The 11,697-nt window shown below is 62.3% G+C and carries 7 protein-coding genes, 1 tRNA gene and 1 pseudogene; 1 reads left to right on the forward strand and 8 read right to left on the reverse strand.

Annotated elements, in window-relative coordinates:
- Positions 1–103 precede the first annotated feature (103 nt).
- Entirely contained in the window at positions 104–838 is a 735-nt protein-coding gene (locus ACFMBG_RS22790) for an NAD(P)-binding domain-containing protein (protein WP_421056952.1), read from the reverse strand.
- A 1-nt stretch (position 839) separates the two neighbouring features.
- Positions 840–2,885, reverse strand: coding sequence for an oxidoreductase (locus ACFMBG_RS22795; protein WP_421056953.1), 2,046 nt, complete (start codon positions 2,883–2,885; stop codon positions 840–842).
- 129 nt (positions 2,886–3,014) lie between these two features.
- On the opposite strand from ACFMBG_RS22795, the gene ACFMBG_RS22800 reads away from it, so the two are divergent.
- Positions 3,015–3,629 carry a TetR/AcrR family transcriptional regulator gene (locus ACFMBG_RS22800; protein WP_421056954.1) on the forward strand — a complete coding sequence of 205 codons (615 nt, stop codon included), beginning with the start codon at positions 3,015–3,017 and terminating at the stop codon, positions 3,627–3,629.
- A gap of 292 nt (positions 3,630–3,921) precedes the next feature.
- On the opposite strand, the gene fdhF is transcribed toward ACFMBG_RS22800, so the two are convergent.
- The 6 genes and pseudogenes from fdhF to ACFMBG_RS22830 form a co-directional block, all read right to left on the reverse strand.
- Positions 3,922–6,696, reverse strand: a complete 2,775-nt coding sequence (fdhF, locus tag ACFMBG_RS22805) for a formate dehydrogenase subunit alpha (RefSeq protein ID WP_421056955.1) — start codon at positions 6,694–6,696, stop codon at positions 3,922–3,924.
- A gap of 3 nt (positions 6,697–6,699) precedes the next feature.
- The gene (locus tag ACFMBG_RS22810; protein WP_421056956.1) at positions 6,700–8,388 is read right to left on the reverse strand and encodes an NAD(P)H-dependent oxidoreductase subunit E; all 1,689 of its coding nucleotides are present in this window, start codon (positions 8,386–8,388) and stop codon (positions 6,700–6,702) included.
- Positions 8,389–8,483: 95 nt separating this feature from the next.
- Positions 8,484–9,392: a LysR family transcriptional regulator gene (locus ACFMBG_RS22815; RefSeq protein ID WP_421056957.1), complete on the reverse strand. Its 909-nt coding sequence runs from the start codon at positions 9,390–9,392 to the stop codon at positions 8,484–8,486.
- Positions 9,393–9,445: 53 nt separating this feature from the next.
- A complete protein-coding gene (locus ACFMBG_RS22820; RefSeq protein WP_421056958.1) occupies positions 9,446–10,027 on the reverse strand; it encodes a winged helix DNA-binding protein in 582 nt (193 codons plus the stop codon).
- A gap of 169 nt (positions 10,028–10,196) precedes the next feature.
- Positions 10,197–10,998, reverse strand: a pseudogene (locus ACFMBG_RS22825) (IS5 family transposase).
- A gap of 496 nt (positions 10,999–11,494) precedes the next feature.
- Positions 11,495–11,571, reverse strand: a tRNA-Arg gene (locus ACFMBG_RS22830).
- Between the last annotated feature and the right edge of the window lie 126 nt (positions 11,572–11,697).

The following is an 11,697-nucleotide window of genomic DNA, read 5'->3' on the forward strand; positions in this document are numbered from 1 at the left end:
CTCCGCCCTTCTTCTGGCCACAAATATCCCGGGGGAGGCCCAAAGGGCCGGGGGCAGAGCCACAAAACAAAAAAGACGCCGCAGAAAGCGGCGCCTTATCGTGTCATCCTTTGTTACTCGCAAGCATGTCCAAACCTGCAGCGAGATCCCGCCCCATGCCCGCCTTTTCCATGTGCAGGCGCAGACGCTGATTGTAGCCTCCAGGAGTGTTCAGTGCCTCGATCAGCTCTGCACACCCCGACTTTTCCAGGCTGCTGGCGATCAGAAGCCGAAGAAATGCTTCGCCCTGCACCTTGTCTTCACTCCGGCACCCCAGCCAACCCGCCGCGTCGTTCACCATGCGCGCGACCGGTGACAGCACAGCCTGGGCACACAGATAGGCGTCCAGTTCCGCCTCATCCTTCAAGGCAAATACTTTGTTCGCGGGGCCAAAGATTTGCTCGACCAGTCCAGTGTCTCCTAGCGCCATGATTGGTGAGCCGCCCTGTGCAATTCCCGGGAAAGGCATCATCACAGCCGCAGCGCGCGCCGGAGCCGTCAATACCGCCACCCGGTCCAGACCGGCGCCGGCCATGAAGGAGATCACCTGCTGATCCTCGCGGAACACCAGCCCGGAGAGGATGCCCTCAGCCGCCTCCGCCATCAGGCCAAGGAACACCACGTCGCTGGCATCGACCACCGCCTGGTTGCCGGCAACAGTGACGCCGCTGAATTCCGCGGCTAAAGCGGCTGATTGCACCTGGCTGCGCTCGGACACCGCGATCCGGTGCCCCTTGCCTGCAAGCCCCCGCACCACTGCCGAGGCGATGGTGCCGCATCCCAGAAACCCCAATCGCATATCAGATATCCTTCATCAGCCGCAGCGCATCATAGATCGCCGCATGTGTATTGCGCGCCGAGACCGCATCGCCGATGCGGAACAGCTGGAACCGGCCTGCCGGGTTGGTCACAACCGCCTGCGGGCGGCCCGCTATCAGCGCATCATGGTCCACCTCGCCGCGGTTTACTGCGTGTTCCTTGAGCGCAAAGTACAGATCATCCAGCGGCAGCGTGCCATAGTTCACCACCACCTGATCGTATTCCGCGTGATAGGTATGGTCACTGTAGTCAGTGCCTATAGCAGCGGTCAGCCGGTTGCCGCTGCGGGTGATACCCAGCAGGCGGCGGGCAACAGTGAAACTCACGTCCTTGTCCTGCAGAGCCCGCATATAGGGCACCAGATTCATGCCCATGATATCCGGTGCAAACGTCCGGTCCGGTGTCATCACCTCCACCCGGGCACCAGCCCCAGCCGCGGTTTCGGCCGCCATCAATCCGGGGTGATCGCCGCTTTCGTCATAGATCAGAACATGGCCCGCGGGTTTTACATTGCCTGAGATGATGTCCCAGCTGGACACCGCATGCGGCAGGTCTGCACCGGTTTCAAACAGCGCCATGTTCGGCATCCCGCCGGTCGCAACAATTACCACATCGGGGTCCAGGGCCATCACATCCACCGCCTCGGCCCAGGTATTGAAGCGGAACGAGACATCCCGGGCCGCGCATTGCGCCATGCGCCAGCCGATGATGCCGATCATCTCAGCCCGGCGCGGGTTCTGCGCCGTCAAGCGCACCTGGCCGCCCGGTTCAGCAGCCGCCTCGAAGACAGTCACATCATGGCCTCGCTCTGCCGCCACCCGCGCTGCCTCCAGCCCGCCGGGGCCGGCGCCGACGATCACCACTTTCTTGCGGGTCTCTGCCGGTGAGATTTCGTGGGGCATCGTGAGTTCGCGCCCGGTGGCCGCGTTGTGGATGCACAGCGCTTCCCCCGCCTGGTAGATCCGGTCCAGGCAGTAGGTAGCGCCGACACAGGGACGGATGTCGTCTTCGCGCCCCTCGATGATCTTCCGCACCACATGCGGATCCGCCATATGGGCGCGAGTCATGCCGACCATGTCCAGCAGACCGCTGGCAACCGCGTGGCGGGCAGTGGCCACATCGGGAATGCGGGCGGCGTGGAAGGTGGGCATGCCGGTGGCCTTCTTCACTTCACCCGCGAAATCCAGATGCGGCGCCGACTTCATGCCTTGCACCGGGATCACGTCGGTCATCGCAGGATCGGTGTGGATACGTCCGCGGATCACATTGAGGAAATCCACCATGCCGCTGTCCGCCAGGCGCCTGGAGATTTCGACCCCCTCATCAGGACTGATACCGCCTTGCTGCGCCTCGTCCGCCGTGTACCGCAGGCCGACGATGAAATCCTCCCCAACCCTGTCCCGGACTGCGCGCAGTACTTCGAGCGGCAAGCGCATCCGGCTGTCCAGCGACTGGCCGCCGTAAGGCCCGTCGAGATCATTGGTCAGTGGTGACCAGAACTGATCCAGCAGGTGGCCATAGACCTGCAGCTCGATCCCGTCCATGCCGCCTTCTTTCATCCGCTCTGCCGCATCGGCGAAATCGGAGATGATGCGGGTGATGTCCCAATCCTCAGCCAGTTTGGGAAAAGACCGGTGCGCGGGTTCGCGGTGCCGTGAAGAGCTGACCGACGGCAGCCAGTCACCCTTGTTCCAGCCGGTGCGGCGGCCCAGGTGGGTGAGCTGGATCATCACCGCTGCGCCGTGCTCATGCACTTGATCCGTGAGGTTGCGGATCCAGGGCACGACTTCGTCCTTGTAAGCCAGGATATTGTTGAACACCGGCGGGCTGTCGCGGCTGACCGCGGCCGAACCCGCTGTCATGGTCAGCGCCACACCCGCCTTGGCGCGCTCCGCATGGTAGGCCGCATAGCGTTCCTTGGGCATGCCGTCTTCCGGATAGGCAGGCTCATGGCTGGTGGTCATGATCCGGTTGCGAAGCGTCAGATGCTTCAGCTGGTAAGGCTGCAGCAGCGGATCCTTGGACATGGGTGTCTCCTGGCAAGGGGTTTTGGCTTGGCGGCGAGTCTATTTCCAATCTTGACACATATGTCGACAAAACTTTCACACCTGTCAAGAAAAGTTGCGCCTGCCTCGCACCGCTGCTATGGCTGGCGCATGGACACACAGGACATTTCCCGCCCGCGGCTGAGCGAAGAAGACTGGCTGGCAGCCGCCTATGAGGTGCTGACCGAGAGCGGTGTGGAAGCGGTGAAGGTGATGCCGCTGGCCAAGCGGCTTGGCGTATCGCGCACAAGTTTCTACTGGCATTTCAAGGACCGCGAAGAGCTGCTGGAAGCGATGGTTCGGCGGTGGGAGGAAAGGAATACTGGCAACCTTGTAGCCCGCACCGAAGCCTATGCCGAAAGCATTGCCGAGGCGATGTTCAACCTATTCGACTGCTGGATCGACCCGAACCTGTTTGATGCCCGGCTGGATCTGGCCATCCGAAACTGGGCGCGCAATGACAGCGGCCTGCAGGAAAGGCTTGATCTAGCGGATACCCGCCGCGAACAGGCCATGACAGATATGTTCATCCGTTTCGGCTATCCGGAGGCGGATGCGCTGATCCGCGCCCGGGCCATGATCTACACCCAGATCGGCTATATCTCGATGCAGGTGCACGAAAGCACGGAGTACCGGATTTCCCTGATGCCTGGCTGGATCGAGGTGTTCACCGGCACCCGCCCTGTGCAGCGGGACCTGGACCGGTTTCTGGCCCGGCACCGCTAACCACGACCGAGTTCCTGGTGCCCCATGCCTCCCAAGGCAGAAACACGCCCGCCCGCCGGGCAGGCATCACTGATGCCGGCGCGGCAGTTGGGCCAAGCGCCGCGCCTTTCAGGCGCGGCGCGGATCGCTTCGGGCCTTGCCCGAAGCGATACCTCTCATCAACGGCAGCAAACAGGCACCCTGCCCGCGAATGCCGCCGCCGCGCCGGGCGCCAGCCCGGCGCCACCAGTAAAAACGGGCGCGGAACTCCTGGTTCCGCGCCCGCCTTGTTTCATCAAGCATATTTGCCGGCTTATTCGGCCGCGATCTGCCCTTCGATCTTCTCGACCTTCACTGCCGAGAACTTGAACTCGGGGATCTTGCCGTAGGGGTCCAGCGCCGGGTTGGTCAGGATGTTGGCCGCCGCCTCGACATAGGCGAAGGGCACAAACACCATGTCCTCGGCAATCGCCCGGTCGGCGCGCGCCATGATCTCGATCGAACCGCGGCGGGTCGACAGGCGGATCATCTCACCCGGCTCGATGCCCATCAGCTTGAGCGTCCGCGGGTTGAGCGAGCAGTTCGCCTCCGGCTCCACTGCGTCCAGAACCTTGGACCGGCGGGTCATCGACCCGGTGTGCCAATGCTCCAGCTGGCGGCCGGTGGTCATGATCATCGGGTACTCCGCATCCGGTGCCTCATCCGGCGGGATCACCGAGGCCGGGGTAAAGCGGGCACGGCCCTCGGGGCGCGGGAAGCCGTCACCGAACACAATCGCCTGACCGGGGTCGGTCTCATGCAGCGACGGGTAGGTGATGGTCTCGGTTTCCAGACGCTCCCAGGTGATGTTGTTCAGGGACTTCATGTTCAGCTTCATCTCGGCAAAGACTTCGCTGACATCCTTGTAGTTCCACGGCAGGCCGATGCGCTGCGCCAGTTCGACAGTGACCTGCCAGTCCTCACGCGCCTCGCCCGGGGGCGGAACGGCGGGACGCACACGCTGCACCTGGCGGTTGGTGTTCGACACGGTGCCGTTCTTCTCGTAAAGCGCCGAGGCCGGCAGGATGATGTCGGCATAGTTCGCCGTCTCGGTCAGGAAGATGTCCTGAACGATCATCAGCTCCAGCTTGGCAAAGGCGTCCCGTGCGTGATCGGCATCCGGGTCGGACATCGCCGGGTTTTCGCCCTGGATGTACATGCCCTTAATGTTGCCGGCATAGGCCTCGTCCACGATCTCGGTCACGGTCAGGCCCTTCTCGTTCGAGAAGTCGCCGCCGCCCCAGACATCAGTGAAGCTCTTGCGGACATCATCCGAGGTCACGGTCTGATAATCCGGCAGGAACATCGGGATCAGGCCCGCGTCGGACGCGCCCTGCACGTTGTTCTGGCCGCGCAGCGGGTGCAGGCCGGCGCCCGGCTTGCCGACGTTGCCGGTCATCAGCGCGAGGCTGATCAGGCAACGCGAGTTGTCGGTGCCGTGGATGTGCTGGGATACGCCCATGCCCCAGAAGATCAGGCCCGCCTTGCCCTTGGCAAAGGTGCGCGCAACGCTGCGCAGCTGCTCAGGCGAGACGCCGCAGATTTCCGACATCTTTTCAGGCGTGAACTGCGCCAGATGCTGTTTTTCCGCTTCCCAATTCTCGGTGTACTTGTCGATGTACTCTTGGTCGTAGAGCTCCTCCTCGACGATCACACTCATGATCGCGTTCAGCATCGACACGTCCGCGCCCGGGCGGAACTGCACCATTTCGGTGGCAAACCGGCGCAGGCCGACGCCGCGCGGATCCATCACGATCAGCTTGCCGCCGCGCTTGGTGAACTGCTTGAAGTAGGTCGCAGCCACCGGGTGGTTCTCAATCGGGTTGGAGCCGATCACGATCGCCACATCGGCGTTTTCGATCTCGTTGAAGGTCGCGGTCACCGCGCCTGAGCCAACGTTTTCGATCAGCGCCGCAACAGACGACGCGTGGCACAGACGGGTGCAGTGGTCGACGTTGTTGTGCTTGAAGCCCTGGCGGATGAACTTCTGGAAGAGATAGGCCTCTTCGTTGGTGCATTTCGCCGAACCGAAGCCCGCAACCGATTTCGGGTTCTCGTCGCGCAGCTTCATCAGGCCTTTGGCGGCCAGATCCATCGCCTCTTCCCAGGATGCTTCGCGGAAATGGGTCGACAGGTTGCCCGGATCGACGTTCAGCCCCTTGGCCGGCGCGTCATCGCGGCGGATCAGCGGCTTGGTCAGCCGGTGCGGGTGGTGGATGTAGTCAAAGCCAAAGCGGCCCTTGACGCACAGGCGGCCTTCATTTGCCGGGCCGTTGATGCCCTCGACATACTTGACCTGGCCGTCCTTGACCTTGAGCGAGACCTTACAGCCGACGCCGCAGAACGGGCAGACGCTTTCGGTCTCGGAGTCATAGTCCTTGCTGTCGCCAACCTGGTTTTCATCCATCACGGTGGCGGGCATCAGCGCGCCGGTCGGGCAGGCCTGCACACACTCACCGCAGGCCACACAGGTGGACTGGCCCATCGGGTCGGCGATGTCGAAGGTCGGATAGGCATCGTGGCCGCGGCCTGCCATGCCGATCACGTCGTTCACCTGCACTTCGCGGCAGGCGCGCACGCACAGGCCGCAGGAGATACAGGCGTCCAGGTTCACCTTCATGGCAACGTGGCTGTCGTCCAGCAGCGGAATGCGGCCTTCTTCCAGCTTGGGGAAGCGGCTTTCGGTGACGCCGTTCAGCTCCGCCATGTCCCACATGTGGGAGGATTTGTCGTGCGCCTCTTCCCTCTTGGGCTGGTCAGCAACCAGCAGCTCCATCACCATCTTACGGGCATTTTCGGCGCGCGCGTTGTTGGTGGTGACAACCATGCCCTCAGCGGGTTCGCGGATACAGGAGGCGGCCAGTGTGCGCTCGCCCTCGATCTCAACCATGCAGGCGCGGCAGTTGCCGTCCGGGCGGTAGCCCGGGGCCGGCTTGTGGCACAGGTGCGGAATCTTCAGCCCGCGGCCGTTGGCGACTTCCCAGATGGTCAGGCCCTTGTCCGCCGTGACCTGTTCGCCATCGAGTGTGAATGTGACTTTATCGCTCATGGCTCAAACCTCCTCAGGGAAGTGTTTCATGGTCAGGCGGATCGGGTTCGGCGCAGCCTGGCCCAGGCCGCAGATCGAGGCATCGACCATTGCGGTGCTCAGCTCTTCCAGCAGGCCCTGATCCCACTTCTTCTCGCTCATCAGCTTGACGGCTTTCTCGCAGCCCACCCGGCAAGGGGTGCACTGGCCGCAGCTTTCGTCCTCGAAGAAGCGCAGCATGTTCAGCGCCGCGTCGCGGGCCGAGTCCTGATCGGACAGCACCACCACGGCAGCGGAACCGATGAATGTGCCATGCGGTTGCAGCGTGTCGAAGTCGAGCGGAATGTCATTCATCGACGCAGGCAGCAGGCCCGAGGAGGGGCCGCCCGGCTGATACGCCTTGAAGGCGTGGCCATCCAGCATTCCGCCGCAGGCTTCGATGATGTCGGTGATGGTGGAGCCGGCGGGCAGCAGATGCACGCCCGGGTTCTTCACCCGGCCCGACACCGAGTAGCTGCGCAGGCCCTTGCGGCCGTTCTTCTCAACCGAATTCAGGCACTCCGGGCCTTCGCGGTTGATCTTGCAGACCCAGTAGAGGGTCTCGACGTTGTGGACGAGGGTCGGGCGGCCAAAGACACCCACCTGCGCCACAAACGGCGGACGGTGGCGCGGCTCACCGCGCTTGCCTTCGATCGACTCGATCATCGCGCTTTCTTCACCGCAGATATACGCCCCTGCCCCGCGGCGCAGGTCGATGTAGCCTTCCTCGACGATGCCAGCATCTTCCAGCGCTTTGATCTCGCGGCGCAGGATTTCCAGCACCGCCGGATATTCATCGCGCATGTAGATAAAGGCTTTCTCGGCCTCGACCGCCCAGGCGGCGATCAGCATGCCTTCCAGGAAGACGTGCGGGGTGCGCTCCAGGTAGTAGCGGTCCTTGAAGGTACCCGGCTCGCCCTCGTCGCCGTTCACGGCCAAGTAGCGCGGGCCTTCGTTGGCGCGGACAAAGCTCCATTTGGTGCCGGACGGGAAGCCGGCGCCGCCAAGGCCGCGCAGGCCGGCTTCCTTGACTTTCGCCTGAACCGCTTCCCAGTCGCCATTGGCGCGCAGGTCTTTCAGCGTGGCATAGCCGCCTTCAGCCTCATAGGCCGCAATGGTTTCATACTCAGGCACGTGTGCATGGGTGTCGTCTGCCGCAATCGCTGCTTCCACCTTTTCGACGGTCGCGTGATCGATGTGGTTGTGGCCGATTTCAAGCACCGGTGCGGTGTCGCAGCGGCCCATGCAGGGCGCGCGCAGCACGCGGACTTGGCTTGCGTCCAGACCGTCTTCCAGCGCTTTCTGCAGCTGCTGGGCACCGGCCAGTTCGCAGGACAGCGAATCGCAGACCCGGATGGTCAGCGCCGGCGGCGGGGTCTCGCCTTCCTTCACCACATCGAAATGGGCGTAGAAGGTGGCCACCTCATAGATCTCTGCCTGGCCGGTCCGCATCTCCTCGGCCAGCGCCCGGATATGCGCCGCGCTGAGGCAGCCGTATTTATCCTGAATCAGGTGCAGGAACTCGATCAAGAGGTCACGGTTGCGCGGGCGGTCCCCCAGCAGTTCCTGAACCTCGCTCAGCGCAATGTCGTCAACCTGGCGGCCTTTGGGCGTTTTGCGGCCCTTGCCTTTGCCGGACTTCCATACGCCCTTGCTATCATCCAATGGTGCCATGGGATCCTCCAGTCAGCACGTAATTCACTCCGAAATGCCATCAAGAATGAATATCGTCAAATCTGGAAATTGGATTGCACGATAAGCATTGCTTATCACGCCATTTGCGGCATCCCATCGTCCACAAACGTCGCAATCACCTCTTTCAATGCCTGAACCGTGGTCAATTCCGGTTTCCTGTCCAGAGTCGCGATGCAAATAGGCCGCGATTGTTCCGGCTCGATCAGCGAGAGAACCCGGGTTCCGCCCAGATCGCCCAAGGCCTGCATCAGCGCCCGCGGCAGAATCGTCGCCGCAGAACCTTCGCGCGCCAGCACCATCGACGCCATGAAGCCGTTGGACTCGGACACGATATCAGGCCTCAGTTCCAGGTCGGCAAAGATCCGGTCCAGAATGCGGCGGTTCTGCATCTGCTGGTCCAAGAGGCTCAGCGGCAGTTCAGCAGCCTCGGCCCAGCTGATCGTCCCGCCGCGGCCCGCCACCATCTCTTCAGGCGCCAGCAGAACATAGCTTTCTTCATATAGCGGCTGCACTGTCACCAGATCCCGCCCCATGCTCTCAGCGTAGGTAATTCCAGCGTCAATTGTACCATCATAGAGGCGCTGCTGAATAGACAGCGATGTGGTGACCTCCACCTGGGCCAAAATCCGCGGATACGCCTGGTGCACCTGGTCCACCAGCTGCGCGGCCCAGGCGGTGGCGGTCGGCACCACCCCCAGCACCAGCGTGCCGGTCACCTCGCCGCGGGAGGCTGCGATCTCCTGCTCCAGTGCCTTGGCATCATCCAGGATCGAGCGCGCCCGGCGCACGATCATCATGCCCTCTTCGGTCAGCCCCTGAAAGCGGTTGGCACGGCGCACGATGGACAGGCCCAGCCGCTCTTCCAGGTTGCGGATTCGCATGGAAAAGGCCGGCTGCGACATGCCGCAGTCGGCGGCTGCTTTGGCAAAATGCTGATGCCGCGCCAGCGCGGTCAGCAGCTGAAGGTCCTTGAGCTCGATCATGGCAGCACCTTACGCCGCCGCCGCTGGGCCCCGCAATGGGGCCCGCCGCGCCGTCACTCCTTGTCTGGCGCTTCTGCCTGGTGCGCTGCTGCCCCGTAAAGTTCAACCAGCTCATCCAGCACATCAGCGGCCCCTTGAAGCCGCCCGGCCAGCTCAGAGCGTCCTTCGAGCGCCTGGGTCAGCAAACGTTCACGATGGCCGTGCAGCTTATCCGCCAGCTGACCTCCCTCGTTAGTCAGACTGTAGGTGACTCCTGAGCGGCCAGCCCCCTGTTTGCGGGTCAACCCAGCCGACGCCAGCTTGCGCAAGGAATACTGGATATTCGGAATATCCACGCGGTTTGTCGCGCGGGCCAGTTCCTTGATCGATTTGGACCGCCTGCCGCTGCCGATCAGAAGCAGCAAGGTGATTTCGGCTCCGGCCAGAGACACGCCGCCGGCCTGTTCCAAACACCCGGCCTGCCACCGGGTCAGGCCTTCACCGGCCCGCTGCAGCGCCAGCTCCAGCTGGTGCAGCCGGTCAGCAGCCGGAACTGCTGTCAGATATGAAAACGGGGAAGGATTCACTTTGTTGTCCAAAGAACAGCTCCGATAATAAAATTGGCGGCCACAGCGGGCACAAAAACTGCGGATCAAAATATGCGAAGAACCTGTACGCCCTCACCGGCAGGGGAATGCACGCAATGCTCGCGGCAAATGGAGGCGCCGGCCCCTTATTGAAAATTCATCTCAAATTGCCCTCAACTTATCCTGCCAATCCCTCCGGACTTCAATACCCGGCGACGTGATCTGCTAGGGTCAGGACTCATAGCCAATAGATGACGGTTGCAGCGAGTGCGATAGCGGACAGAAAGGCCTTCGGGCATCTGTCGTATCGGGTCGCCACGCGCCGCCAGTCTTTGAGCCTGCCGAACATGATCTCGATGCGGTTGCGCCGCTTGCAGCGGCGCTTGTCGTAATTCACAGGCGTCTTGCGCAGTTTTCGACCCGGGATACAGGCGCGTATCCCTTTGTCTTTCAACGCCTCTCTGAACCAGTCAGCGTCGTAGCCGCGGTCCCCGAGAAGCCACTCGACATCCGGAAGGCTGCTGAGCAGAGCCCGCGCGCCTATGTAGCCGCTGACTTGCCCGGCAGTGACGGACAAGCTGAGTGGTCGGCCATGGCTGTCGCAGATCGCGTGCAGCTTCGTGTTCATGCCACCCGTTTTCGGGGATTTTTATCCCCCCGGATCAAATCTTGATCCCTCAAACTCCGGCCAATCAGGCGGCCGCGCCCCCCTTTTTCACGCCCATGCTGGTCGCTGTCCGGTGGGCCTTGAGGTAGGTCGCGTGGATCATCACGGTCTTCTCTTCGCCATGCCCGGCAGCCAATCCAGCCATCCTCTGCGCGAAGATGCCTTTGTCGCTCCACCGCTTCCACCGATTATACAACGTCTTGTGGGGACCGTATTCAGCAGGAGCGTCGCGCCATCGCAACCCATTACGATTGATGAAGATAATCCCACTCAACACACGACGGTCATCGACACGCGGCTTGCCGTGGGACTTCGGGAAATAGGGCTCCAGGCGCGCCATCTGCGCGTCCGTAAGCCAGAAGAGATCAGACATGCTCACCGCTCGTTTTTCGAACCGTGAATCACGCTGCCAGAAGGAAATCAATGGGTCCTGAGCCTAGCGGCAGAACCCTGTCGCCTGGGGCAGTTGCTCTGTCCATCCTGCCATAATCCGGTGAGTGGCATTGGCGGCAGGTGAACCTGCCGCTTTTTCTTGAGCCAGCGGGATTTGGACAAGCCAAACGCCGCCGGCCGTTAGGGTGAGGGCGCCGCCCTCCCCCTCGGGCAATCCTATTAGACAGGGCCGTGTCCTCGGCTGCGCCTGCGGGCCGCACCAACCCTGTCGAATAGCATTGCCTCGTCCCCTCCCGCGTTCGCCACGTGTCAGATCAGCAGGAACAGGCGGCTTCGCCCATTGAACCTGCAAATCAGCCCTGATTTTCCGGAAGGAAGTCAGATTAAACGTAACAGAACACGCGAGCTGAAAACGGGAAGTGGGTCAGCAATCTGACGGAAAGGTCAGTTTTACTTGGCATTCTACAGGAAGGAAGTGGCGGACCGAGGAGGATTCGAACCCCCGACCCCTTGATTCGTAGTCAAGTACTCTATCCAGCTGAGCTATCGGTCCACTGCGGCGGGGTTTAATCATAGCACCGGGGAGTCGCAACCCCAAAAGACAGCTGTCACCGAATTTCTTAACCTGCAGGCCGGCCCGATGCCCCAGCCCCTTCACACGCCAAGGCTGGCCGGAAAT

Origin of the sequence: Leisingera coralii, assembly GCF_049056525.1 — a bacterium.
Lineage (GTDB): Bacteria > Pseudomonadota > Alphaproteobacteria > Rhodobacterales > Rhodobacteraceae > Leisingera > Leisingera coralii.